The sequence below is a fragment of the Streptomyces sp. 147326 genome (assembly GCF_045000215.1).
Lineage (GTDB): Bacteria > Actinomycetota > Actinomycetes > Streptomycetales > Streptomycetaceae > Streptomyces.
This window is the reverse complement of the sequence record NZ_CP134201.1, coordinates 3,257,296-3,283,578: the sequence shown is the minus strand read 5'-3', so window position 1 is coordinate 3,283,578 and position 26,283 is coordinate 3,257,296. Positions and strand designations below refer to the sequence as shown.

Below are 26,283 nucleotides of genomic sequence, written 5' to 3'. Positions count from 1 at the left end.
CCGTGGGACGACATAGTCGCAAGGCGGGCACGGCCCCGGCCCCGGCTCCTGCCGCGGCCTCCGCTCCCCTCCCGCCGCCGGCGGAGCCGGCGCCGTGGCCGTACGAGGAACCGCCCGCCGCGTACTGGCCCGAACCCACCGTGACCCACCAGGGGTACGTCTCACAGGACGCCCCGTTCGCCGGCGCGCGGGCCGGGGGCCATCCCCAGCAGTACGAGCCCGGCGACGCCTGGGGGGCCCGCCCCGACTCCGTGTACGGGGACTGGCGCGGGGTACCGCGCCCGCGCCGCGCCACCACCGGCGCGGCCCCGGCGGCGGCTCCCGCGGCCGGCGCGGCCCTCCTGGACTCCGACACCCCGGCCTTCGGCACCCCCGCGGTGGGCTTCCCGCAGGTGGTCCTGGAGCCCCCGGCCCCGGCGCCGACCCGCGCCCCGGCTCCCGCGCCCGATCCCTTCACCTCCACCGGGTCGCACCGCCGCGTGCCCGGGCCGCGAAAACCGGTCGATCCCGTCGCGGAGCCGCCCGGCTCCAGCCGCGGACACAAGGTCCGTACGTACACCGGCATGGCGGCCGCGGCCGTCACCACCGTCCTCGCCGTCGTCGTCGCGGGCCAGGTGATCCCGGACGGCGACGCGGCCAAGACCGGCGCGGCGGCCGCCCCCGACGAGGGCCGGTCCGACCAGGCCGCCTCCCGCTCGGACGGCCGCCCCACCCCGGACGCCCCCGCGGCCGCGCCCGCGGCCCCCTCCGCCGCGCCCGCGCCGGAGCTGACGTACGAGCAGCAGATGGCGCAGCAGCTGCCGATCGACGCGAAGCTCACCGGCCCCGGAACCTTCGACACCGTGCCCGGCGTGGCCAGGGCCCCCGGCAAGGGCAAGCTCGTGCGCTACCGCGTCGACGTCGAACAGGGCCTGGGCCTGGACCCGCAGCTCTTCGCCGAGGCCGTCCAGCGCACCCTCAACGACCCGCGCAGCTGGGCCCACGGGGGCGCGATGACCTTCGAGCGGGTGCCGGGCGGCGAGGCCGATTTCGTGATCACGCTGGCCAGCCCCGGGACCACCGGGGTCTGGTGCGCCAAGTCCGGCCTCGACACCACCGTCGACAACGTCTCCTGCGACTCCGCGTCGACCTCCCGGGTCATGATCAACGCGTTCCGCTGGGCGCAGGGCTCCGCGACCTACGGGCCGGACCAGATGTTCGCCTACCGCCAGATGCTCATCAACCACGAGGTCGGCCACCGGCTCGGACACGGGCACGTGAACTGCCAGACCCCGGGCGCGCTCGCGCCGATCATGCAGCAGCAGACCAAGTCCCTCGACATCGGCGGAATCCAGTGCAAGGCCAACCCGTGGGTGCACCCCGGTAGTTGATGTCCCGAGCCGTCGCCGGGGCGGGATCCCGCGTTGACAATCCGTCCGATCATCGGCGATGGTTCTCCGCATGTCGCAGCACCACACCATGACCGCGAGCGCCGCCATTGAGCTGGCGCTGCTTGGTGTGACCGCGCACAGCGTGGCCGACATCTTCTGTCGCTGACGCCTGCCTGAAGCGCCGCGACCCTTTTCCGTATTTCGCCGCGCCCGGGTGTACGCATGCCCGCAGGCGCGGCTCTTTCGTCATCGGTGACCATTTCGGCGCCGATCGCTGCCCCTGGCGTGGCCTTTTCCTCCCCTCCTCCTTTCTTCCTTCACGCCGAGAGGTCCTTCTCCGATGTTGCGTCAGTCCCACATATCGCGCCGCGTGGCCGCGGTCGCCGTCAGCCTCGTACTGGCCGGGGGCGCCGCCGCCTGCGGGCCCAAGGACGCCGCGGACAAGGCCGGTTCGGGCGACAAGCCGGGCGCCGCCGGGGGTGCGCCGCAGAAGGGCGGCACCCTGACCGTCCTCAACTCCGAGCCGCAGAGCGACTTCGACCCGGCCCGGCTCTACACCTCGGGCGGCGGAAACGTTCCCTCGCTGGTCTTCCGCACGCTGACCACCCGCAACCGCGAAGCCGGGGCGGCCGGCACCAAGGTCGTGCCCGACCTGGCCACCGACACCGGCAGGCCCAACGCCGACGCCACGGAGTGGACCTACACGCTCAAGGACGGGCTGAAGTACGAGGACGGCACCCCGATCACCGCCGCCGACATCAAGTACGGCATCGAGCGGTCCTTCGCCGGCGAGCTGTCGGGCGGCGCCCCGTACCTGCGGGACTGGCTGGTCGGCGGCGAGACGTACGAGGGCCCCTACAAGGACGGCGGCAAGGGCCTCGACTCGATCGTCGTGCCCGACGCGAAGACCATCGTCTTCACACTGCGCAAGCCCGAGGGCGAGTTCCCCTTCGTCGCCACCCAGACCCAGTTCGCACCCGTCCCCAAGGCCAAGGACACCGGGGTCAAGTACGAGGAGCACCCCGTCTCCTCCGGCCCGTACAAGGTCGTCAAGAACGACAACGACGGCGAGCACCTCACCCTGGAGCGCAACGAGCACTGGGACGAGAAGACCGACGAGGAGCGCAAGGCCTACCCGGACAAGATCGACGTCCGCTCGGGGCTGGACTCCGCCGTCATCAACCAGCGCCTGTCCACCAGCTCCGGCGCCGACGCGGCGGCCATCACCACCGACACCAACCTCGGGCCCGCCGAGCTGGCCCAGATCGGCAGCAACAAGGAGCTGGAGGGGCGCATCGGCACCGGCCACTTCGGCTACGTCAACTACCTGGCCTTCAACCCGAAGGCGGCCCCCTTCGACAACCCGAAGGTGCGCCAGGCCGTCTCCTACGCGATCAACCGCACCAGCGTGGTCAACGCGGCGGGCGGCTCCGCGCTCGCCGAGCCCGCCACCACCTTCCTGCCCGAGCGCGAGGCCTTCGGCTTCACGCCCTACGACCACTTCCCGGCGGGCAAGACCGGCGACCCGGCCAAGGCCAGGGAACTGCTCAAGGAGGCCGGCTTCCCCGACGGCGTCACCGTCACCCTGACCCACTCCACCGCGCAGAACCGCCAGACCAGCCCCGAGGTCGCCACCGCCGTCCAGCAGGCGCTCGCCGCCGCCGGGATCACGGTCAAGCTGGAGGGCCTGGAGAACAACGCCTTCAACGAGAAGCGCTGGGACGCCAGCAACACCCCCGGCTTCTTCCTCTCCCGCTGGGGCGCCGACTGGCCGTCCGGCGGGCCCTTCCTCGCCCCGATCTTCGACGGCCGGCAGATCGTGGCCAACGGCTCCAACTACAACCACGCGCAGCTGAACGACCCGGCCGTGAACGCCGAGATCGACGAGATCGCCAAACTGACCGACCTCGCGGCCGCCGGCAAGCGCTGGGGCGCCCTCGACAAGAAGATCGGCGAGCAGGCCCTCGACGTGCCGCTCTTCCACCCGGTCTACAAGCGGCTCGTCGGCAAGGACGTCAAGAACGTCGTGATCAGCGACTGGACGGGCGTCCTCGACATCTCGCAGGTCTCCGTCAAGTGACCGTCACCGCCGAACCGTCGGTGCCCGCGCCCGGGATCGCCACCCCGGGCGCGGGCACCGCGCGCCAGGTCGGGCGGCGCCTGCGCCGCCGCCCCGCGGCCCTCGCGGCGGCCGGCGTCCTCGCCCTGCTCGTCCTGCTCGCCCTCACCGCGCCCCTGCTCGCCCAGCTCACCGGCCAGGACCCGAACGCGTACCACGACGACCTCGTCGACTCCGCGCGCGGCGGCGTCCCGTACGGCTCCTTCGGCGGGATCTCCGCCGACCACTGGCTCGGCGTCGAACCGGGCACCGGCCGCGACCTGTTCACCCGGCTCGTCCACGGCGCCCGGATCTCCCTGCTCGTCGCCCTCGGCGCCACCGTCGTACAGACCGTCGTCGGGGTGGCCGCCGGACTCGCCGCCGCCCTCGGCAACCGTTTCGCGGGACAGCTCATCGGCCGGTTCACCGACGTGATGATCGCCCTGCCCATGCTGGTGCTCGGCATCGCGCTCACCGCCGTCGTCCCGCCCGACTTCCCGCGGCCGCTGTTGCTGATCCTGATCATCGGACTGCTCGACTGGGGCGGCATCGCCCGGATGGTGCGCGCCCAGACCCTCGCCCTGCGCGACCTGGACTTCGTGGACGCCGCCCGGCTCTCCGGCAACGGCACGCTGCGGATCGCCCGCCGCGAACTGCTGCCCTCGCTGGCCGCGCCCGTCATCACCCTCGCCGCGATCAAGGTGCCCACCGCCATGGTGGCCGAGGCCTCGCTGTCCTTCCTCGGGGTCGGCGTGAAACCGCCCACCCCCTCCTGGGGACAGATGCTGTCCAGCGCCCAGACCTGGTTCCGCGCCGACCCCGCCTACGTCCTGCTCCCCGCCGGGCTGCTCTTCGTCACCGTGCTCGCCTTCACCGTGCTCGGCGACGCCGTCCGCACGGCCCTCGACCCGCGCGAAGGCTCCCGCCTGCGGGTCGGCACCAGAAAGGAGCGCAAGCAGTGACGCGCTTCCTGCTCAAACGGACCGGCGGCGCCCTGCTCGTGCTGCTCACGCTGTCCGTCCTCATCTACGCCCTCTTCTACCTCGCCCCCGGCGACCCCGCCCGCCTCGCCTGCGGGGAGCGCTGCAACCCGGCGCAGATCGCCCAGGTACGCGAACAGCTCGGGCTGAACGAGTCCGCGGTCGCCCAGTACCTGCACTTCCTCCAGGGGCTGCTGGTGGGCCGGGACTACTCCGGCGGCGCCGGGCTCGTCCTGCACTGCGACGCTCCCTGCCTGGGATTCTCGTACCAGAACGACCAGCAGGTCACCGAGCTGATCCTGGAGCGGCTGCCCGCCACCCTCTCGCTCGCACTGGGCGCGCTGGTGATCTGGCTGGTGGTCGGCGTCGGCACCGGGCTGCTGTCCGCGCTGCGCCGCGGCGGCATCACCGAACGGGTGCTGACCGTCCTCACGCTCGCCGGGACGGGCACCCCCGTCTTCATCCTGGGACTGCTGCTGCTCATGAGCGTCTGCGCCTACCTCCAGTGGCTGCCCTTCCCGACGTACGTACCGCTGACCGAGGACCCCGAGCAGTGGGCCTGGAACCTGCTCCTGCCCTGGGTGACGCTCGGCCTCTTCGAGAGCGCCAAGTACGCGCGCCTCACGCGCAGTTCGACGCTGGAGACGCTCGCCGAGGACCACATCCGCACCTTCCGCGCCTACGGGGTGGGGGAGCGGGCCGTCGTCACCCGGCACGCGGTGCGCGGCGCCGTGGCCCCCGTGATCGCGCTCAGCGCCGTGGACTTCGGCACGATGATCGGCGGCGCCGTGCTGACCGAGTCGCTGTTCGGGATCCCCGGCCTCGGCAAGACCCTCATCGACGGGGTGCGGGTCGTGGACCTGCCCGTCGTGGTGGGCGTCGTCCTGGCCATCGGCACGGCCGTGGTCCTCGCGGGCGCGATCGCCGACCTGTTGTACGCCGCCGCGGACCGAAGGGTGACCCTCGCATGACGCAACCACTGGTGGAGGTCGACGGCCTCGTGGTCGACTTCGCGGTCGGCGGTGCGGGGGAGTACGTACGGGCCGTGGACGGGCTCTCCTTCACCCTGGACGCGGGACGCGCCCTGGGCATCGTGGGCGAATCCGGCAGCGGCAAGTCCACCGTGGCCGCGGCCCTGCTGGGACTGCACCGCGGAACGGGCGCCCGGCTGGCCGGGACCGTCCGGGTCGGCGGCACCGACGTGGCCGCGGCCACGTCGGCCGAACTGCGCCGGCTGCGCGGCGGAACCGCCGCCATGGTCTTCCAGGACCCGCTGAGCTCCCTCGACCCGTACTACGCCATCGGCGACCAGATCGCCGAGGTGTACCGGGTCCACGCGGACGTCTCCCGGCGGGCCGCCCGCGCCCGGGCCGTCGAGGTGCTGGACCGGGTCGGCATCCCGGACGCGGTACGCCGCTCCCGCGCGCGGCCGCACGAGTTCAGCGGCGGCATGCGGCAGCGGGTCCTCATCGCGATGGCGCTGGCCTGCGAACCGCGGCTGCTGATCGCCGACGAGCCGACCACCGCGCTGGACGTCACCGTCCAGGCGCAGATCCTGGACCTGCTGCACGGGCTGCGGGAGGAGAGGGGACTCGGGCTGCTGCTGGTCACCCACGACGTGGGGGTGGCGGCGGAGAGCGTGGACGAGCTGCTGGTCATGCGGGGTGGCTGCGCCGTGGAGCGGGGAGAGGTGGGGTCGGTCCTCTCGGCGCCCGCCGACCCGTACACCAAGGCCTTGCTGGCGGCGGTGCCGAGGCTGGACGGGCCGCGCCTACGAGATCGGGGCTCCGCCCCGGACCCCGCGCCTCAAACGCCGGCGGGGCTGACCAGTGCGGCGGGGCCGGACGCGCCCCCGGCGGGGCCGGATCCGGCGGCGGAGCCCGTGGTCGAAGTGTTCGGGGTGCGGCGGGAGTTCGGGCGGGGGAAGCGGCGGGTCGTGGCCGTCGGCGGCGTTTCGCTCGCCGTGCGGGCCGGGGAGACGCTGGGGATCGTGGGGGAGAGCGGCAGCGGCAAGAGCACGCTCGGGCGGATCCTCGTCGGGCTGCTGGAGCCCACATCCGGGCAGATCCGCCGGGACGGCGCCCCGGCCGGCGGGATCGCGGACGGCGTGCAGATGGTGTTCCAGGACCCGGTGTCCTCCCTCAACCCGCGCCGCTCCATCGGCGAGTCCATCGCCGACCCGCTGCGCGCGGCCGGAGAGCGGGACGAGGCGGCCGTGCGGGCCCGGGTCGGGGAGCTGCTGCTGCGCGTCGGGCTGGAGCCCCGGCACTACGACCGCTACCCGCACGAGTTCAGCGGCGGCCAGCGCCAGCGGGTCGGCATCGCCCGCGCCCTGGCGCCCCGCCCCCGGCTGATCGTCTGCGACGAGCCGGTCTCGGCCCTCGACGTGACCACGCAGGCGCAGGTCACCGCGCTGCTGGCGGAACTCCAGCGGGAGCTCGGCGTCGCCCTGGTCTTCATCGCGCACGACCTCGCCGTGGTCCGGCAGGTCAGCGACCGGGTGGCCGTCATGCGGGCCGGCGAGGTCGTGGAGGAGGGCCCGGTGGACGAGGTCTACGACCGCCCGGCCCACGCCTACACCCGCCAGCTGCTGGCAGCCGTCCCGGCACTGGATCCCGCACTGGCCGCCGAGCGCCGCACCTCGCGGCAGGAGGCCTTCGCCTAGGTCGTACTTCTAGCGTGCTCGAACGCGAACCGTACGGGAAAGTTACGACTCTTCACCCCTTCCGGTGGCGCGACGGACAACCGTCCGTCGCGCCTTCGGCATATCCGCTTGAGTTCTCCCGCGGCGGGTCGCCTGACCGACGGCGACCGCCTGAACGGGAGATCGGGGGTGCCACTCGTGCGGATCGGACTGATCACGGAAGGTGGTTATCCGTATGCGACGGGAGAGGCGAGGCTGTGGTGCGACCGGCTCGTGCGCGGGCTCCCGCAGCACGAGTTCGAGCTCTACGCACTGAGCCGCAGCGCCGAGCAGGAACGCGCACGGGTCCCGCTGCCCGAGCACGTCACCGGCGTCCGGACGGCCCCCCTGTGGGCCCCCGCCGACGACGGACGGAGCTACTCCCGGCGCGAGCGCCGACGGTTCGGCGACTGCTTCCGGGAACTGGTCCGGGGGATCTGCGCCGGCGCACCCGACCCCTTCGCCTCAGGGCTGTACGGACTCGCCGAACTCGCCCGCGAACAGGGCGGGCTGTACGCGGCACTGCGCTCCGAGTCCGCGGTGCGCGCGCTGGAGTCCGCCTGCCGGGCGCCGGGCGCGAGCGGCACCGTACGGGCGGCGCAGGTGACCGACCTGCTGGAGTTCGTGGACGAACTGGAGCGGCTGCTGCGGCCGTTGTCCCTCGACTGGTACGAGGACCCCGGCGGTCTCGGCGCGGCCGACATCTGTCACGCGGCGGCGGGCGGGGTGGCGGCCCTCCCGGGGCTGCTGGCCAAACGCTTCTGCGGAGTCCCGCTGCTGGTGACCGAGTACGGGGTCCAGCTCCGGGCCCACTACCTCGCCCAGCTCGACGCACGGCGCGAGCCGGCCGACCGCCCCGCCGTACGGGCCCTGCTCGGCGCCTTCCACCTGCGGCTGGCCGCCGAGATCTACGCCCGGGCCGACTTCCTGACCCCCGGGAACGCGCACGCCCGCCGCTGGCAGGAGAAGTGCGGAGCCACCCGGGAACGGCTGCGCACCGTCTACCCGGGGATGGAGGCGGACCGATTCGCCACCGTCGGCGAAGCCGCGGACTGCGGGGACCCGGACACGCTCGTGTGGGTCGGCCGGATAGAGCCCGCCAAGGACCTCATCGCCCTGCTGCACGCCTTCGCCGAGGTGCGCAGGGCCGAGCCCCACACCCGGCTGCGGATCTTCGCCACGGCCGCGGCCCCCGGCTACCTCGCCGACTGCCGCTCCCTGGCCGCGCAGCTCTTCCCCGACGAGGCCGCCGACGCGGTCACGGTCGGGGAGAACCCCGTCACCTTCGAGGAGATCGGCGGACCCGACGCGCCCTCCTCGGCCGAGGCGTACGGCGCGGGGCGCGTCGTCGTGCTGTCCTCCGTCATCGAGGGCTTCCCGGTCACCCTGGCCGAGGCGATGTTCTGCGGCCGGGCCACCGTCTCCACCGACGTGGGCGCGGTGTTCGAGGTCATCGGCGGCACCGGGCTCGTCGTCCCGCCGCGCAATCCCCGGGCGCTCGCCGACGCCTGCCTGTCGCTGCTGCGCGATCCCGAGCGGGCGCAGCGGCTGGGCGCGGCCGCCCGGGCGCGGGCCCTGGAGCTCTTCACGGTCGAGCAGAACGTGGCGGCCTTCCAGGAGATCTACCTGCGGCTGCTGGCCAAGGGCTCCGCCCGGCCGGCCGGGGAGGTCCCCTTCGCCCGGCCCCCGGAAGCGCAGGTACCGGGCCACTGGACCAGCCCCACCTGGGCCGAGCCCCTGCCGGACTCGACCCCGGAGGCCGCCGTATGACCACCGTCGACCCCCAGACGACCGCCTCGCCGGGAGCCCATTCAGCCGGCGAAGCTGGATTGGGCGAGGCGGCTGCGAAGCCCGTGCGGCGGCGTGCCGGTGGGGATCCCGTCAAGGCGTTGTTGCACCGGCACCGGGAGCTGTGCGAGCGGGCCGTGGACCCGCTGGAGATCGCCGCCGGGCTGGAAGCCCACGGCATCACCGACCGCACCGCCGCCCGCTTCCGCCACCGCGACGTCTTCTCGCTCGCCGAGGAGCTGTACGCCCGGAGCCCGCGCGGCGAGCACCCCGCCGCCCAGCCCGGCCGGGACTCCGCAGGGCCCCCGGCCTTCCGGGGCTTCGGCTACGCGCTGCTACCCGGGGCCCTCGCGTCCGGCGCGGCCGCCGCCGGGCAGGCATGGGCCGGGCCCGTCGCCGTGGCCGCGGCCGTCGCCGCCCTGGTGTGGCCGGGGCGGACCGCCGGGGACCGGTTCCCCTACGCCGCGCACCTGCTGGCCGCGGCCCTCGTCGCCTGGGCCGCGCACCGGCACGGCCCCGCCCTCGCCGTCGCCCTCGCGCTGGCCGTCGCCCCCGGGCACCTGCTCGCCGCCGCGTTCGCCGCGGGGGCCCGCGCCCGGCTCGGCGGGAGCCGCGCCCTGGAGGACTTCGCGGACCGGGCCCGGCCCCTGCTCCTCGCGGCCGTCGCCGTGTTCACCGGGGCCGCCGCGGGGGCGGCCGCGCTCGCCGGCACCCCGCTCCCGGTGGCCGTGCCGCTCGCCCTGCTGCTGTTCCTGACCCGCCTCCTGCTCCGGCACGGGGCCCACCGCGGTCCCGTCGGAGCCGCACTCGCCCTCGCCCTGATCCCGGTCCCGGCCGCGGCACTCGCCGCCGCGGCCGGACTCCTCGTACACGCCGTCCTCGCCCTGTCCCGTGCATCCGCGCACGCGCGGCCCTGACGGCGCGGGGACGACCACCGACCTTCGGAGCCGACGCCGAGGCGCTTTACCCGTACCCCGCCCCATCCATCCACCCGTCCGCAAGGAGAAACAGACATGACCGGCCAGCCAACCGAACAAGGGGTCACGCGATGAGGGTGCTGCTGATCGGAGCCAACGGATACCTCGGCCGCTACGTCGCCGACCGGCTGCTCGCCGACCCCGCCGTCCAGCTCACCGCGCTCGGCCGCGGCGACGACGCCGACGTCCGCTTCGACCTCGCCACCGGCAGCCCCGGCGCGCTGACCCGCTTCCTCGACGCCGTCCACCCCGGCGTCGTCATCAACTGTGCCGGCGCCACCCGGGGCGGGGCCCGGGACCTCACCCGGCACAACACCGTCGCCGTCGCCACGATCTGCGAGTCGCTGCGCCGCAGCGGCTGCGGGGCGCGCCTCGTCCAGCTCGGCTGCGCCGCCGAGTACGGGCCCAGCCAGCCCGGATCCTCCACGGCCGAGGACGCCGTGCCGAGACCCGGCGGGCCGTACGGCGTCAGCAAACTGGCCGCCACCGAGCTCGTGCTCGGCTCCGGGCTGGACGCCGTCGTCCTGCGGATCTTCTCGCCCGTCGGCCCCGGCACCCCCGCCGGATCGCCGCTCGGCCGGCTCGCCGAGGCCATGCGCCGCGCGATGCAGTCGGGCGACGGCGAACTGAAGCTCAGCGGGCTGGGTGTGCAGCGCGACTTCGTCGACGTACGGGACGTGGCGCGGGCCGTGCACGCCGCTTCCCTGTCCGCCGCCCAGGGCGTCGTCAACATCGGCACCGGCCGGGCGGTCCGGCTGCGGGACGCGGCCGCCGTCCTGGCCCGGGTCGCCGGGTACGGAGGCGCCCTGCACGAGCTGGACGTCCCGCACGGCGGATCCCCGCAGGGGCACCCGCACCCCGGCCGCCCGGCCGGGCTCGCCTCCATCGGATCCCCCCGCTCCGAGGCCACCGCGGAGCAGCTCTCGGCCGCGGCCCCCCAGCCGTACCCGTACCCCGACGGCTGCGGGGCCTGGCAGCAGGCGGACGTCCGTACCGCCCGCGACCGGCTCGGCTGGCGGCCCCGGATCAACCTGGAGGAGTCCCTCGCGGACATCTGGATGGAGGCGGCGTGCCGCATCTGACCACGCCGCCGGGGGCGATGACCGCCGCCGCGACCGAGGCCGGCCGCCTCGGCCTCGGCATCCCCGGCTACGCGCACCCGCTGCTCGCGCCGGTCGAGTGGGCCGAACTGACCCGCCCCGGCACCCCGCTGCACTGGGCCGTGCTCAACGTCACCGACGGTCCCGGCGGGCGGCCCGACCCGCACTGCACGGAAGCGGCGGCGAAGCTGCGCGGCGCGGGCGGCACGGTCCTCGGCCATCTCGCGATGCGGGACGGATCGCGGTCCTTCGGGGAGTTGGTCTCCGACGCCCACCGCTTCCGCGACTGGTACGGGGTCGGCGGCTTCTACCTGGCCGAGGCCCCGGCCGACAAGGCGGATCTGGCCTCGGTGTGCCGGGTCGCCGAGACCCTGCGCGGTCTCGGGGAGGACCTGCGGATCGTGCTCGGGCACGGCACGCACCCGTACGAGGGCTATGCGGAGGCCGCCGACCAGCTGGTCACCTTCTCCGGAGCCTGGGCCGACTACCGGTGGTCGCAGGTGGCGGAGTGGACCGCCGACCATCCGGCGGAGCGGTTCTGCCACCTGGTCCACGGGGTGCCGCGCACGCACCTGGAGGAGGCGATGAGGATCGCCCGCTGGCAGGGCGCGGGCACCATCTGGTTCACGGACCGGCGGGCCGTCGGCGACCGTGACCCGTGGGCCTCGATGCCCGGGTACTGGGACGAAATCGTCTCACGAATTGGGACAGGTGTCTTGGAATGAAGACGGGCGTGGCAGTGTTACGGAGAGACCCACCGTTAAGACGTCACCATCTACGGAGTCCCCGTGTCGCTGCCACCCCTGGTCGAGCCAGCTGCTGAGCTCACCGTTGACGAGGTCCGTCGGTACTCCCGCCACCTGATCATCCCGGATGTCGGGATGGACGGCCAGAAGCGCCTGAAGAACGCCAAGGTGCTGGCCGTGGGCGCGGGCGGCCTCGGCTCGCCCGCCCTCATGTACCTGGCCGCGGCCGGCGTCGGCACGCTGGGCATCGTGGAGTTCGACGAGGTCGACGAGTCGAACCTGCAGCGCCAGATCATCCACAGCCAGGCGGACATCGGCCGTTCCAAGGCCGAGTCGGCCCGCGACAGCGTGCTGGGCATCAACCCGTACGTGAACGTGGTGCTGCACGAAGAGCGGCTCGAAGCCGAGAACGTGATGGAGATCTTCAGCCAGTACGACCTCATCGTCGACGGCACGGACAACTTCGCCACGCGCTACCTCGTCAACGACGCCTGCGTGCTGCTGAACAAGCCGTACGTGTGGGGCTCGATCTACCGCTTCGACGGCCAGGCCTCGGTCTTCTGGTCCGAGCACGGCCCGTGCTACCGCTGCCTCTACCCGGAGCCCCCGCCGCCGGGCATGGTCCCGAGCTGCGCCGAGGGCGGCGTGCTGGGCGTGCTCTGCGCGTCCATCGGGTCCATCCAGGTCACCGAGGCCATCAAGGTCCTCACCGGCGTCGGCGAGCCGCTGGTCGGCCGCCTGATGATCTACGACGCCCTGGAGATGCAGTACCGCCAGGTCAAGGTCCGCAAGGACCCCGACTGCGCGGTCTGCGGCCCGAACGCGACCGTCACCGAGCTCATCGACTACGAGGCCTTCTGCGGCGTCGTGTCGGAGGAGGCCCAGGAGGCCGCGCTCGGCTCGACGATCACTCCCAAGCAGCTCAAGGAGTGGATCGACAACGACGAGCCCATCGAGATCATCGACGTCCGCGAGATCAACGAGTACGAGATCGTCTCGATCCCCGGCGCGAAGCTGATCCCCAAGGGCGAGTTCCTGATGGGCACGGCCCTCCAGGACCTGCCGCAGGACAAGCGCATCGTCTTGCACTGCAAGACGGGTGTCCGCAGTGCGGAAGTCCTCGCGGTCCTGAAGTCCGCGGGCTTCGCGGACGCGGTGCACGTCGGCGGCGGCGTCATCGGCTGGGTCCACCAGATCGAGCCCGAGAAGCCGGTCTACTAGCCCACCCCGGAGGGGCCGTACCGCGCGCGTCGCCCGGTACGGCCCCTCCGGCGTTCCCCGGACTCCGATCCGGATCAGGCACCCGCCGGATCCTCCGGCGCGACGGGCGTCCCCGTGGCGTCGGGGCTCGCGGTGCAGACGGTGCCCGCCTTCGGCGTCTTCCCGTCCAGCAGGTACGTGTTGACGGCCTCCTGCACACAGGGATCACCGCTGTTGTACGCGCCGTGCCCCTCGCCCTTGTACGTGAGCTCCACGCCCACGCCGGGGCCGAGCCGCTCCACCATCTTGCGGGCGCCCTCGTACGGGGTGGCCGGGTCGCCGGTGTTGCCGATCACCAGGATCGGGGCGGAGCCGGGGGCGGAGACGTCCGGGGTCTCCCAGGTGCCCGGCACCGGCCAGTCGGTGCAGCTCATCATGGCCCAGCCGAGGAAGTCCCCGAAGACGGGCGAGGCCGAACGGAACGCGGCCAGCTTGGCCTTGGTCTCCTCCAGGGTGTAACGGTCCTTGGAGTCCACACAGTTGATGGCGGTGTTCGCGGCGCCGATGTTGCTGTAACGCCCTTGCTGGTCCCGGCCGTTGAGCGCGTCGGACAGGGCCAGCAGCAGCTGCCCCTGCCCGCCCTCCGCCTCGTCGAGGCCCTGCTCCAGCAGCGGCCACAGCTCCTTGGAGTACAGGGCCTGCGCGATGCCGTTGGTGGCGGCGCTCTCGGTGAGCTGCCGGTCCCCGATGCCCGCGATGGGCTTCGCGGCCAGCTCCTTCTGGAGCTTGATGATGTTGGCCTCGATCTCCTTGGGCGTGCTGCCCTGGAGCTGGCACTCGTCGCCGCGGTCCACGCAGTCCTGGGCGAAGTTGTCGAGGGCGAGCTGGAAGCCCTTGGCCTGGCCCATCGCCCCTTCCTCGGAGTTCTTGGTCGGGTCCACGACCGCGTCGAAGACGGCCTTGCCGACGTTCTTGGGGAAGAGGTGGGCGTAGACCCCGCCGAGCTCGGTGCCGTAGGAGACGCCGAAGTAGTTCAGCTTCTCGTCGCCGAGGGCCTGACGGATGCGGTCCAGGTCGCGGGCGGCGTCCGGGGTGCCGACGTGGGGGAGGAGCTTGCCGGACTTGTCCTTGCAGGCCTGCTGGTACTTCTTGATGTTGTCGACGTAGGTCTTCTCCTCCTGCGGGGTGTCCGGGGAGGAGTCCTGGGAGTAGTACACGTCCAGCTGCTTGTCGTCCTCGCAGCGGACGGGAGCGCTGGCGCCCACCCCGCGGGGGTCGAAGCTGACCAGGTCGTACCGGGCGCGCAGGGCCTCGTACTCCTTGGCGGCGCCGGGGAGGGTGGCGACGCCGGAGCCGCCGGGGCCGCCGAAGTTGAAGACCAGGGAACCGAGACGATTCTTCTGGTCGCGGGCCTTGGCGCGGATGAGGGCGATCGGGATGGTCTCGCCCCCCGGGTCGGCGTAGTCGAGGGGGACGTCGAGAGTGGCGCACTGCCAGTCCTTGGGCGGGACCGGGCCGCTGCCCTGCGCGGGGGTGGGGGCGTCGCAGTCACCCCACTTGAGGGGCTTGGCCGGCTTGGTGCCGTCGGCCTTCGGCTGCTTCCCTTCGCCGTCGTCGGAGCACGCGGCCGTGGAGAGCAGAGCGGCGGCGAGTGCGGCGGCGGCGGTGACCCGCCAGGCGTTTCTCGGCATGACTCCATCCTGTGCGCCCTCCGCCACCCCCGCCCCCGCGCTGACCCAAACGGGTCCGGGGCCGGGTCTGGCCGGGTTCGCCTCAGGCGGCGGTCAGGGAGGGGGCGGCGTCCAGGAGGGAGCGGGCGGCGCCGTTTCCCGGGGCTCCGCCCCAGACCCCGCGCCTCAAACGCCGGCGGGGCTGGATTTTTCAGCCCGTCCGGCGTTTGAGGACCGGGGTTCGGGGCGGAGCCCCGGTCTTTCAGCCTCGCCGGCGTTTGAGGCGCGGGCGCGGAGCGCCGTAAGGGGTCCGGGGCGCGGCCCCGAAACCCGCAGACCGAGCCGGAGGCTAAATGGCTTCCTTGCGGGTCAAGAAGTTGAACGAGATCCACCCCGGCAGCACCGGCAGCCAGAACGTCATCAGCCGGAACAACAGCACCGCCGAGATCGCGACCTCCTTCTCCAGCCCGGCCGCGATCAGCCCCAGCGTCAGTGTGGTCTCCACCGCGCCCATGCCGCCCGGGGTCGGCGCCGCCGACCCCAGCGCGTTGCCCGCCAGGAAGACCACCGCGATGCTCGCGTAGCTGATGGCCTCGCCGCCCCCGAACGCGCGGATCGACGCGTCGAGGCACATCACGAAGCAGCCGGTCAGCAGCAGCATCCCGCCGATGCCGGTCATCAGCTTCTTGGGCCGCTGGAGCACGTCCAGCATGCGCGGCACCACGCCCGCGAACAGCGCCCGCACCCGCGTCACGACGAACTTCCGCATGAACGGGACCGCCGTCACCACCAGCACGAGCACCGCGACCGTCAGCAGCCCCGCGATGACCGCCCGGGAGGGGGTCATCTCGGGGGTCTTCTCGGTTCCGGTCAGGTAACCGAAGGACAGCAGCAGCAGGATGTGGCTGGCCAGCCCGAAGAGCTGGGAGGCGCCCACGCTCGCCACGGCAAGGCCCGGCCGGACCCCCGCCCGCTGCAGGAAGCGGGTGTTCAGCGCTACACCGCCGACCGCCGCCGGGGCCACCAGCTTCACGAACGAGCCGGCCACCTGCGCCACCACGGTCCGCAGGAACGGCACCCGCTCCGGCACGAAGCCCAGCAGGCTCATGGCCGCCGCGAAGTACGTCAGCGCCGAGAAGGCCAGCGCCGCCCCGACCCAGCCCCACTGCGCCTCGCTGATGATCGTCGCGAAGTCCACGTGGGCGAGCTGCGTGAGCAGGAAGTACGCACCGAACGCGCCCGCGATGAACGACACCAGCGTGCGCGGCCGGATCCGCTCCAGCCGGGCCGGCTCCACCGGAGCCTGCGGGCGGATCAGCAGCACCTGCTGGCGGATCTGGCTGAGCAGGTCCTCCTCGCGCGCCCCGTCCAGCGCGTCGTCCAGGGCCCTCTTCTCCGCCTTGCGGTCGGCCGCCGCCGAGGCGGGCACCGCGGTCGCGGAGGCCGCGGACTCCGCCTCGCGCGCCGCCTTCGCCGCCCGCGAGGACTCCAGTACGGCCTCCCGCTGCCGCTCCGCCCGCTCCCGGGCCAGCTTGCGCAGCGTCGCCCGGGTGGAACGGCTCAGCGCGATGGGCTGGAGCAGCGGCAGGCAGTCCGCCACCGTGTCCGGGCCGAGCACCGACACCGCCGAGGCCACCGACCGTTCCGCGCCGACCCGCAGGCCGAGCGTGGTGAGCAGCTGGGCGACGTCCATCCGGAGCACCAGATCGCCCGCGGCGATCTCGCCGCCCCGCAGGTCGGTGAGGATGACGTTGCCGGAACGATCCACCACCAGGGCGTCCCCGGTGAGCCGCCGGTGGGCGATCCGCCGCGACTGGAGGGCCCGTACCTGCTCCCACGCGTTGCGGCTGAGCTCGTCGGTGATCTCTTCGTCGGGGACGGAGTCCAGGGTCCGGCCGCCCAGGTGCTCGTACACGAGCATCACCGCGTCCGGACCGAGCTCGGAGGTGGCGATCAGCTTCTGCGCGTTGGCCCCGGCCGCGATGGCCGCGTACGCGAGGAGCGCCTCCTGCTCCAGCGCCTGGCGCAGCGACAGCAGGCTGCGCCCCGTGGTGATGCCGCGCAGCGTGAGGCGGCGCCAGACCCGGTAGAAGAAGCCCTGCGCCTGCTGCTCGCGGTCGACGACGGTGACGTCGAGCGGCGGGCCGTCCTCCAGGGTGACGTGGTAGCGCCGGCCCCGGTCGTTCACCTCGGTCACCTCGGAGCCCTCGGGCATCTCGGCGCGCATCGCGCTGACCGGCTGGAAACCGACCCGGCGCAGTCCGGCGAGGAGGTTCTGCCCGGTGGGGCGCACATTGGGCGAGCCGACGGCGTACAGGGTGCCGTAGGCGACGCTCCAGCCGATCAGCACGGTGAGGATGATCGAGAAGGGTGTGGTGTAGCCGTTGACCAGCATGGTGAGGGCGTTGAGCAGCAGGACCACCCACAGCGCCACGCGCCAGTGGGGTCTGCGGGTCATGCCGACGGCGGTCATGTACGCGATGACGGGCGCGAGGTAGCCGTGCACCGGGTCGGTCAGGGCCCCGCCGCCCGCCGAGCGGGTCAGGGCGTCCTGGATGGTGTCGGGGGCGGCCTGGGAGACCCACAGGTCGGTGGCGAGGGTGACGCCGTGCGCGAGGACGGCGGCGAGCACGCCGTCGGCGATGCGCAGCCCGTCGCGTTTGATCAGCCGCTCGATGGCGAAGGCGACGGGCAGCAGCAGCACGGCGATGCTGGACACGAGCGCCGCGACCTTGATCAGCAGGTCCGGCGCCTGGCCGGTGCCCTTGCTGATGTCCTCCTCGAGACCGACCGTCGTGCCGTGGGCGAAGGCGGCGATGGCGAGCAGGACGGCGATGCCGAGGATGCCGACGAGGAGGCGTACGAGGTCGGACGGCCGGTGCACGCGGGCGGCGAGCAGCGGCTCGTCGACCTCGACGCGGTCGGCGGCCGTGGAGGCGTGGCCGTGCGGCTCCTCCGCGTCGCCGCTCTCTGCGTCGGTGCCGCCGTCGGTGCCGGTGCCGGCGTCACCGTCGGGGCGGGCCTTCGGCAGGTCCTTCGGCGGCGTCGCCGGAACGGGTTCGGGGCGGGGGGCGGCGCCGTCGTCTGGGCGCGCGCCGTCGTCCGCCGCCGCGCCGTCCGGAGGGCTCACACCCTGCTCCTTCGTCGTCACATCCGTCTCTTCTTGATCACGTATCACCAGTCACCGCCCGGAAGATGGTGGCACGGACCGACGGGCCAGCGGGGCATCAGGGTGCGCGCCGGTCCGGAACCCCGACTTCCGCCGGCCGGCCTCCGGCGTACTGCACCATGTGCTGAATGAGTGAGGAGCTGCCCGCGTACGCGGAGCACGTGCTTGAGGTGGCAGAGCGTATTCCGCCCGGCCGGGTGATGACATACGGGGACGTCGCAGAATGGCTCGGCGAGGGAGGCCCGCGCCAAGTCGGGCGTGTCATGGCCCTGTACGGGGGAGCCGTGCCCTGGTGGCGCGTGGTGCGGGCGGACGGCGTACCCCTGCCCGGCCACGAGCTGCGCGCCCTGGAGCACTACCGGGCCGAGGCCACCCCGCTGCGCCTGACGGCGGGCGGCGAGCCGCGGCTGGACATGCGCCGGGCGCGCTGGGACGGGGCCCCGGGAGACCCCGGACAGGACGGCACACGCGACGAGGCTCACATCTGACAGCTTCGGCCATGCGCGGCCTGGACGGGCGATCGGGCGACCGTGCGAACGTCCGTACGGGCTACCCGGGGGGACTGCGCGGCGTCGGCCGGTTGCCGTAGCGTTGCCTCTTCGGCCTCTCCGCGAGCCGTCACGGCAGCACCCGCAGACCCACCAGGACCGGCACCCCACGTGATCACCTCTTCCTCCGAAAGCCGCCGCACCGAGCGGCGGCATACGCGGACCCCGGACGCGTACCGCCTCGTGCGCACCGGGCCGGAACGGGTGGATCCCCCTGTGCTGGACGCAGCGCAGCAGGCGGTGGTTGACCACACAGGCGGACCACTCCTGGTCCTGGCCGGACCGGGCACCGGGAAGACGACCACGCTGGTCGAGGCGGTCACCGCCCGGGTGGAAGCGGGGGCGGACCCCGCCCGCATCCTCATCCTCACCTTCAGCCGCAAGGCGGCGGTGGAACTGCGCGACCGGGCCGCCCTGCGGCTGGGCGGTGCGCGGGCTCCGCAGGCCACCACCTTCCACTCCTTCTGCTACGGCCTGGTCCGCTCCCACCAGGACACCGACCTCTTCGCCGACCCGCTGCGGCTGCTGTCCGGCCCGGAGCAGGACGTGATGGTCCGCACCCTCCTGGAAGGCCAGCGCCGGATCCGCTCCATCCGCTGGCCCGACGACCTGCGGGCGGCGCTGACAACGCGCGGCTTCGCCGACGAGGTCCGTGCGGTGCTGGCCCGCGCCCGCGAACTGGGCCTCGGCCCGCAGGCCCTCTCCTCGTTCGCCGACCGCATCGGCCGCCCGGACTGGAAGGCGGCGGCGGCCTTCCTCTCCGAGTACCTGGACGTCCTGGACCTGCAGGGCACGCTGGACTACGCCGAACTCCTCCACCGTGCGGTCCTCCTGGCGGAGGGCACCCCTGCCCTGTCCTCCTCCTACGACGCGATCTTCGTGGACGAGTACCAGGACACGGACGCCTCCCAGCTGCGGCTGCTGCGGGCCCTGACCGGGCACGGCGGCACGCTGGTCGCCTTCGGCGACCCCGACCAGTCGATCTACGCCTTCCGCGGCGCGGACATCAACAACATCCTGGACTTCGAGTCCGCCTTCCCGGGCGCACAGGTCAAGGCCCTGACGGTGGGCCTCCGCTCCGGCGCGGCCCTGCTGACGGCGACCCGTCTCCTCACCACCCGGATGCCGGTCCCGCGGCTGCCGGTCACGGCGGTACGCGCCCACCGCGGGCTCCAGGCCAGCCGGGAGGGCGGCCGGGTGGAGGTCTTCACGTACCCGACGGCCGGCGCCGAGCTGGACAACATCGCCGACATCCTGCGCCGGGCCCACCTGGAGGACGGCGTCCCCTGGCAGGACATGGCCGTCCTGGTCCGCGCCGGCGGCCGCACCCTCCCGGCGATGCGCCGCGCCCTGATCTCGGCCGGGGTCCCCGCCGAAACGGACGGCACGGACACCCCCCTCCGCCACGAACCCGCCATAGCCCCCCTCCTGACAGCCCTCCGCCTCACGGCCACGGCAACCCTGACCCCCGACACGAAGGCCGAGCCGGCTACCGCCGCCGAAGCCGACACGAACGCCGCCGCGACCGCCGAAGCTCCGGGCGCCGCGACCGCCGCCGCCGAGACCGCCGAAGCCGAGCGGGGACCGGGGCCGCGCCCCGACGCGCCCGCCCCCGGCTCCGCCGGGGCCGGCGGGGCCGGCACGGGTGCCGCCGTGGACGCCCAGGCCGACGCGACCGCCGGGGCTCCGGCCGTCGTGGAAGCCGCCGCCCGGACCGCCGCAGGCGAGCGGGGACCGGGGCCGAGCCCCGACGAGGCCGGCACGGGTGGCGCCGTGGACGGCGAGGAGCCGAGGCCCGGTGGGCCCGAGGCCGCCGAGCTTGCTCGCACCTTCGGGGTGGGCGGGCGGGAACCATCCCCCCGCGCCGCCGCGGACACCGCAGGCGAGCGGGGACCGGGGCCGAGCCCCGATACCGCCCACCCCGCCGGAGGCGTGACGCCGAGCCCCGATACCGCCGACCCCGCCGGAGGCGTCACCGTCGAGGCGGCCGTCACCCTGCTCACCTCCCCCCTCGGCGGCATGGACGCGGCCGACCTGCGGCGGCTCGGCCGGGCGCTGCGCGACGAGGAGCGCGCCGCCGGCGTCAAGGTGCCCGCGCCCTCCGACGTGCTGCTCGCGCGCGCTCTCGCCGAGCCGGAGCGGCTCACCGCGCACGACCCCGCGTACGCCCGCGGAGCGCAGCGCCTCGGTCTGCTCCTGCGCAAGGCCCGCGAGCTGCTCCAGGGCGGCGGCACCGCCGAAGAGGCCCTGTGGATCCTCTGGGACGGCACCCCCTGGCCCCAGCGGCTGGAGCGCAGCGCCCGCCGCGGCGGCGCCGCCGGCCGCAACGCCGACCGTGACCTCGACGCCGTCTGCGCCCTCTTCGACACCGCCGCCCGCGCAGAGGAGCGCACCGGCGGCCGCGGCGCGCTCAACTTCCTCGAACAACTGGAGGCGGAGGACATCGCCGCCGACACGTTGACGGCCCGCGCCACCGGCTCCGAAGCCGTCCGCCTGATGACCGCCCACCGTTCCAAGGGCCTGGAGTGGTCCCTCGTCGTCGTCGCCGGTGTCCAGGAAGGCCTGTGGCCCGACCTCCGCCGCCGCGGTTCCCTGCTGGAGGCCGACCGCATCGGCCGTGACGGCCTCGCCGAGCCCCTCACCCCCGGCGCCCTCCTCGCCGAGGAACGCCGGCTCTTCTACGTCGCCGCCACCCGCGCCCGCGACCGCCTCGTCGTCACCGCCGTCAAGGCCCCCGCCGACGACGGCGACCAGCCCTCCCGCTTCCTGACCGAGCTCGGGGTCACCCCGAAAGACGTCACCGGCCGCCCCCGCCGCCCCCTCGCCGTCCCCGCACTCGTCGCCGAGCTGCGCGCCACCACCGTGGACCCGGACGCCTCGCCCGCCCTGCGCGACGCCGCCGCCCGCCGCCTGGCCCGCCTCGCCGCGCTCACCGACGACGAGGACCGCCCCCTGGTCCCGGCCGCGCACCCGCAGCGCTGGTGGGGCCTGTACGAGCCCACCCGCAGCAGCGTCCCGCTCCGCGACCGGGACCGGCCCGTCGCCCTGTCCGGCAGCGCCCTGGAGCAGCTCGCCAACACCTGCTCCCTGCAGTGGTTCCTCGGCCGCGAGGTCAAGGCCGACACCGCCTCCACCGCCGCCCAGGGCTTCGGCAACGTCGTCCACGTCCTCGCCGACGAGGTCGCCTCCGGCCGCACCCCCGCCGACCTGGCCGTCCTCATGGAACGCCTCGACTCGGTGTGGGACGCCCTGGCCTTCGACGCGCCCTGGAAGTCCCGGCAGGAGAAGGACAACGCCCGCGCCGCCCTCGAACGCTTCCTGCGCTGGCACACCACCGACCGCGGGGGCCGGGCGGCCGTGGCCACGGAGCACGAGTTCGACGTCACGCTCGAAGCCGGTGAGGTCGCCGTCCGCATCCGGGGTTCCATGGACCGGGTCGAATCGGACCCGCAGGGGCGTGCGTACGTCGTCGACTTCAAGACCGGCAAGTCCGCGCCCACCAAGGACGAGGTGGCCCGCCACCCCCAGCTCGCGGTCTACCAGCTCGCGGTGCGCGAGGGCGCCGTCGACGAGGTCTTCGACGGGCTGCGCCCCGTGCCCGGCGGCGCCGAGCTCGTCCAGCTCCGCCAAGGCGCGGCCCAGCGCGACGGCGGAGACACGGTCCCCAAGGTCCAGGCCCAGCAGCCGCTCGACGGGGAGTGGGTCGGTGACCTGCTCGCGACCGCCGCCGGCCGGGTGCTGGACGAGCGGTTCGCGCCCGCCGCGGGCAAACACTGCGACCACTGCTCCTTCCGCAGCGCGTGCAGCGCCCGTCCCGAGGGCCGCCAGACGGTCGAGTGAGCGGCTACGCGGCCTCGCGGCCTCGCGGCCTCCCCGGCCGGCCGGGAGAGCCGGGACGGTCGGGGCTGTCGGTGGGGGCGGCTAGCCTTTTTACGTGTCCGCGCGTGCGTCCGTCCTCACCGATCCCGAGCAGCTCAAGGAGCTCCTCGGGATCCCCTTCACGCCCGAACAGATGGCCTGCGTCACCGCCCCGCCCGCCCCGCAGGTCGTCGTCGCCGGCGCCGGCTCCGGCAAGACCACCGTCATGGCCGCCCGCGTGGTCTGGCTGGTGGGCACCGGCGCGGTCGCACCCGAGCAGGTCCTCGGCCTGACCTTCACCAACAAGGCCGCAGGCGAACTGTCCGAGCGCGTACGGAAGGCCCTCGCGCGGGCCGGCATCACCGACCCGGACCCTTCCCCGGCCGATGCCGCGGCCGAGGGGGCCGGCGGGGAGCCGCGCATCTCGACGTACCACGCCTTCGCCGGCCAGCTCCTGAAGGACCACGGCCTGCGCATCGGCCTGGAGCCCAGCTCGCGCCTCCTCGCCGACGCCACCCGCTTCCAGCTCGCCGCGAAGGTGCTGCGCGAGGCGCCCGGCCCGTACCCCTCGCTCACCAAGTCCGTCCCCGACCTGGTCGGGGACCTCCTCGCGCTCGACGGCGAGCTTTCCGAGCACCTGGTCGAGCCGGACCGGCTCCGCCTCCACGACACCGCGCTCCTGGACGTCCTCGCCGGCACCAGGCTCACCAACGAGGACCTGCGCAAGGTCCCCGAGGCCGTGCGCGGCCGCCTCGAACTGCTCGAGCTCGTCGTCCGCTACCGCGCCGCCAAACGCGCCCGTGACCTCTTCGACTTCAGCGACCAGATAGCCCTCTCCGCGCAGCTCGCCACCACCCGCCCCGAGGTCGGCGCACTGCTGCGCGAGGAGTTCAAGGTCGTGCTCCTGGACGAGTACCAGGACACCTCGGTCGCCCAGCGCCTGCTGCTCTCCGGGCTCTTCGGCGCGGGCTCCGGCCACGCCGTGACCGCCGTCGGCGACCCCTGCCAGGCCATCTACGGCTGGCGCGGCGCCTCCGTGGCCAACCTCGACGACTTCCCCGAGCACTTCCCGCACGCCGACGGCAGCCCCGCCACCCGGCTCTCCCTCAGCGAGAACCGGCGCAGCGGCGGCCGGCTCCTGGACCTCGCCAACGGGCTCGCCGCCCCGCTGCGCGCCATGCACGAGGGCGTGGAGGCACTGCGCCCCGCGCCGGGGGCCGAGCGCGAGGGCCAGGTCCGCTGCGCCCTGCTGGAGACCCACGCCCAGGAGCTCGACTGGCTCGCCGACTCCGTCGCCCACCTGGTCCGCACCGGCACCGAGCCGCGCGAGATCGCCGTCCTGTGCCGTTCGGCCGGGGACTTCGCCCGGATCCAGGCCGTGCTGGTGGACCGGGACGTGCCGGTGGAGGTCGTCGGCCTCTCCGGGCTGCTGCACCTCCCCGAGGTCGCGGACCTCGTCGCCGTCTGCGAGGTCCTCCAGGACCCGGGCGCCAACGCCTCCCTCGTCCGGCTGCTCATCGGTCCGCGCTGGCGGATCGGCGCGCGCGACCTGGCCCTGCTGGGCCGCCGGGCACGCCTCATGGTGGGCCGCTCGCCGGCCGGGCCGGACCCGGACGAACGGCTGGCGGCGGCCGTGGAGGGCGTGGACCCGGCGGAGATCGTGTCCCTGGCCGACGCGCTGGAGACCTTCCTCGACGGCGCCGGACAGGCCCCGGACGACCTCCCCTTCTCGGCGGAGGCCCGGGTGCGCTTCGCGCACCTCGCCCAGGAACTGCGCGACCTGCGCCGCTCCCTGGCCGATCCGCTCATGGACGTCCTGCACCGCGTGCTGTCCGCGACCGGCCTGGAGGTGGAGCTGTCCGCCTCCCCGCACGCGCTGGCGGCCCGCCGCCGCGAGACGCTGTCGAACTTCATGGACGTCGCGGCCGGTTTCGCCGCGCTCGACGGCGAGGCCTCACTGCTGGCCTTCCTGGCGTTCCTGCGCACGGCCGCCCAGTACGAGAAGGGCCTGGACCACGCCCTGCCGGGCGGGGAGAACACGGTCAAGGTCCTGACGGCCCACAAGTCGAAGGGCCTGGAGTGGGACGTGGTCGTCGTCCCGGACCTGTGCGCGGGGTCCTTCCCGAAGGAGAAGGCGCCGGAGGCCTGGACCTCGTACGCGAAGGTGCTCCCGTACGCGCTGCGCGGCGACGCCCCCACCCTGCCGGAGGACCCGGACTGGACCTCGGCCGGCCTGAAGGCGTTCAAGACGGCCCTGAAGGACCACAAGGCGACCGAAGAGCTCCGCCTGGGCTACGTGACCTTCACCCGCCCCCGCTCCCTCCTCCTGGCCTCGGGCCACTGGTGGGGCCCGACCCAGAAGAAGCGCCGCGGCCCTTCCGCCTTCCTGTCGGCCCTGTACGAGCACTGCGCGGCGGGCTTCGGCGAGATCGAGGCCTGGGCGGACGAGCCGGAGCCGGCCGCCGAGAACCCGTCCCTCGCCGACGACTCCACCCCGGACCACTCCTGGCCCCTCCCGCTCGACCCGCACTCCCTCACCCTGCGCCGGGCGGCGGCCGCCCTGGTGGAGTCCTACCTGGCGACCCCGCCCCCGCCGGAGGACGACCCCTACCTCTGGCCCCCGGACTGCGAAGACCCCTCCTACGACGAAGAGCCCTGGCCGGACGACGACGCCTGGCCCGACACCCCATGGGGCGATGCCCCGGCCGCCGAGGACGCAGCCGTGCCCGAGCACCCGCGGGGCGCACCGGGGCCCGGCGCGGCCCCCGCCCCGCAGGGCGATGCCGCAGCCGTGCCCGGCGGGGCCCCGCATACGGCGGAGCCGCATCCCGGCTCCCGGCCGGATGCCGCCGTCCAAAACCCTGCCGGCGTACCCGCGCCCCGAGCCGCAGACCCGGCCCCCGACGGGGTCCGGGGCAGCGCCCCGGTTCCGGGAAGGGGCGGGGCGGGGGAGGAATCCGGTCCGGCCGGCCCCGCCGCGCCGCGCGCCGACGAGCTTTGGCCGGAGGCCGACGCCTGGTCCGCGCCCGGCGGTGGCGCAGCCGTGCCCGCGGGCTCGAACCCGGCCCGGCCCACCGGCCCGGTCGACGACGAGCTTTGGCCGGAGGCCGACGCCTGGTCCGCGCCCGGCGGTGGCGCAGTCGTGCCCGCGGGGACGAACCCGGCCCGGCCCACCGGCCCGGTCGACGACGAGCTTTGGCCGGAGGCGGGCCACCGGGCCGTCGCCGAGGGCCCGGGCGGAGCCCGCCGCGCGGCGCAGCCGCGTACTGCTGCCGCCGCCCCGGAGGGCGATGGCCCCTGGGCCGGCGAGGACTGGGCCGCGGAGGGCCGCCCAGGGGGCCGCCCCGGCGGCGGCGCAGCCGGGCTCGCCCCCGAGGACGCGCGCGCCATCGCCTCCTGGGACCGGGACCTCGACGCCCTGGAGGGCGAGCTCCGCCGCGCCCGCGCAGCCGTCCGCGACGTCGAGCTGCCCGCCGCCCTCTCCGCGAGCCAGCTGCTCCGGCTCGCCGCCGACGAGCAGGGTTTCGTACGCGACCTCGCCCGCCCCATGCCCAAGCCCCCCCAGCCCGCCGCCCGCCAGGGCACCCGGTTCCACGCCTGGGTCGAGTCCCGCTTCGACGAGCTCCCGCTCCCCTTCCTCGACGTCCTCGACCCCGTCACCGACCTCCCCGGCGCCGGCTCCGACCAGGAGATCGCCGACGAGGCCGACCTCGACTCCCTCAAGGCCGCTTTCGAGCGCAGCCCGTACGCCGACCGGCCGCCCCACCGCATGGAGGCCCCGGTCCAGCTCACCCTCGCCGGCCGCGTCATCCGCGGCCGGATCGACGCCGTCTACCGGAACCCGGACGGCTCGTACGAGATCGTCGACTGGAAGACCGGCCGCACCACCGAGGCCGACCCCCTCCAGCTCGCCGTCTACCGCCTGGCCTGGGCCGAGGCCACGAACACCCCGCTCAGCCAGGTCACCGCCGCCTTCCTCCACGTCCGCAGCGGCCGCGTGATCCGGCCCCGCAACCTCCCCGACCGGGCCCGCCTTGAGCGGATCCTCCAAGGCAAAACGGACACCGGCGGTGCCCGTCAGACGGACGGCTAGGCT

General features: G+C 74.2%; 16 protein-coding genes. 14 read left to right on the top strand and 2 right to left on the bottom strand.

Features of this window, described 5'->3' with window-relative positions:
- Nucleotides 1-2 precede the first annotated feature (2 nt).
- From RIU97_RS14300 to moeZ, 11 genes are all read left to right on the top strand, one after another.
- Nucleotides 3-1,370 carry a DUF3152 domain-containing protein gene (locus RIU97_RS14300; RefSeq protein WP_404956773.1) on the top strand — a complete coding sequence of 456 codons (1,368 nt, stop codon included), beginning with the start codon at nucleotides 3-5 and terminating at the stop codon, nucleotides 1,368-1,370.
- 70 nt (nucleotides 1,371-1,440) lie between these two features.
- On the top strand, nucleotides 1,441-1,536 hold the full coding sequence (locus RIU97_RS14295) for an Ms4533A family Cys-rich leader peptide (RefSeq protein ID WP_319729120.1): 96 nt from the start codon (nucleotides 1,441-1,443) through the stop codon (nucleotides 1,534-1,536).
- A 174-nt stretch (nucleotides 1,537-1,710) separates the two neighbouring features.
- Nucleotides 1,711-3,450: an ABC transporter substrate-binding protein gene (locus RIU97_RS14290; RefSeq protein WP_404956770.1), complete on the top strand. Its 1,740-nt coding sequence runs from the start codon at nucleotides 1,711-1,713 to the stop codon at nucleotides 3,448-3,450.
- Nucleotides 3,447-4,430 (top strand): ABC transporter permease, encoded by a 984-nt coding sequence (locus RIU97_RS14285; RefSeq protein ID WP_404956768.1) that lies wholly within the window; start codon nucleotides 3,447-3,449, stop codon nucleotides 4,428-4,430. Before RIU97_RS14290 ends, RIU97_RS14285 begins: the two co-directional genes overlap by 4 nt.
- Nucleotides 4,427-5,419: an ABC transporter permease gene (locus tag RIU97_RS14280; RefSeq protein WP_404956766.1), complete on the top strand. Its 993-nt coding sequence runs from the start codon at nucleotides 4,427-4,429 to the stop codon at nucleotides 5,417-5,419. Before RIU97_RS14285 ends, RIU97_RS14280 begins: the two co-directional genes overlap by 4 nt.
- A complete protein-coding gene (locus RIU97_RS14275; RefSeq protein ID WP_404956764.1) occupies nucleotides 5,416-7,113 on the top strand; it encodes a dipeptide ABC transporter ATP-binding protein in 1,698 nt (565 codons plus the stop codon). Before RIU97_RS14280 ends, RIU97_RS14275 begins: the two co-directional genes overlap by 4 nt.
- Before the next feature lie 177 nt (nucleotides 7,114-7,290).
- Nucleotides 7,291-8,901 (top strand): DUF3492 domain-containing protein, encoded by a 1,611-nt coding sequence (locus tag RIU97_RS14270; RefSeq protein ID WP_404956762.1) that lies wholly within the window; start codon nucleotides 7,291-7,293, stop codon nucleotides 8,899-8,901.
- A complete protein-coding gene (locus RIU97_RS14265; RefSeq protein ID WP_404956760.1) occupies nucleotides 8,898-9,836 on the top strand; it encodes a hypothetical protein in 939 nt (312 codons plus the stop codon). Before RIU97_RS14270 ends, RIU97_RS14265 begins: the two co-directional genes overlap by 4 nt.
- A gap of 131 nt (nucleotides 9,837-9,967) precedes the next feature.
- Nucleotides 9,968-10,978: an NAD-dependent epimerase/dehydratase gene (locus tag RIU97_RS14260; RefSeq protein WP_404956758.1), complete on the top strand. Its 1,011-nt coding sequence runs from the start codon at nucleotides 9,968-9,970 to the stop codon at nucleotides 10,976-10,978.
- Nucleotides 10,966-11,721 carry a spherulation-specific family 4 protein gene (locus RIU97_RS14255; protein WP_404956756.1) on the top strand — a complete coding sequence of 252 codons (756 nt, stop codon included), beginning with the start codon at nucleotides 10,966-10,968 and terminating at the stop codon, nucleotides 11,719-11,721. The genes RIU97_RS14260 and RIU97_RS14255 overlap by 13 nt, the downstream gene beginning before the upstream one ends.
- Before the next feature lie 63 nt (nucleotides 11,722-11,784).
- Nucleotides 11,785-12,963 (top strand): adenylyltransferase/sulfurtransferase MoeZ, encoded by a 1,179-nt coding sequence (gene moeZ / locus RIU97_RS14250; protein WP_030709977.1) that lies wholly within the window; start codon nucleotides 11,785-11,787, stop codon nucleotides 12,961-12,963.
- A 74-nt stretch (nucleotides 12,964-13,037) separates the two neighbouring features.
- Here the strand turns inward: moeZ and RIU97_RS14245 are convergent, their stop codons facing one another.
- Both RIU97_RS14245 and RIU97_RS14240 read right to left on the bottom strand, forming a co-directional pair.
- Nucleotides 13,038-14,633 carry an alpha/beta hydrolase gene (locus RIU97_RS14245; RefSeq protein ID WP_404956754.1) on the bottom strand — a complete coding sequence of 532 codons (1,596 nt, stop codon included), beginning with the start codon at nucleotides 14,631-14,633 and terminating at the stop codon, nucleotides 13,038-13,040.
- A gap of 328 nt (nucleotides 14,634-14,961) precedes the next feature.
- A complete protein-coding gene (locus RIU97_RS14240) occupies nucleotides 14,962-17,643 on the bottom strand; it encodes a YbhN family protein (RefSeq protein WP_404962840.1) in 2,682 nt (893 codons plus the stop codon).
- Between the two features lie 266 nt (nucleotides 17,644-17,909).
- Here RIU97_RS14240 and RIU97_RS14235 point away from each other — a divergent pair, with 266 nt between their 5' ends.
- The 3 genes from RIU97_RS14235 (at nucleotide 17,910) to RIU97_RS14225 (ending at nucleotide 26,280) form a co-directional block, all read left to right on the top strand.
- Nucleotides 17,910-18,269: an MGMT family protein gene (locus RIU97_RS14235; protein WP_404956752.1), complete on the top strand. Its 360-nt coding sequence runs from the start codon at nucleotides 17,910-17,912 to the stop codon at nucleotides 18,267-18,269.
- A 174-nt stretch (nucleotides 18,270-18,443) separates the two neighbouring features.
- The gene (locus RIU97_RS14230; RefSeq protein ID WP_404962839.1) at nucleotides 18,444-22,169 is read left to right on the top strand and encodes a UvrD-helicase domain-containing protein; all 3,726 of its coding nucleotides are present in this window, start codon (nucleotides 18,444-18,446) and stop codon (nucleotides 22,167-22,169) included.
- Nucleotides 22,170-22,263: 94 nt separating this feature from the next.
- On the top strand, nucleotides 22,264-26,280 hold the full coding sequence (locus RIU97_RS14225; RefSeq protein WP_404956749.1) for a UvrD-helicase domain-containing protein: 4,017 nt from the start codon (nucleotides 22,264-22,266) through the stop codon (nucleotides 26,278-26,280).
- Nucleotides 26,281-26,283 lie beyond the last annotated feature (3 nt).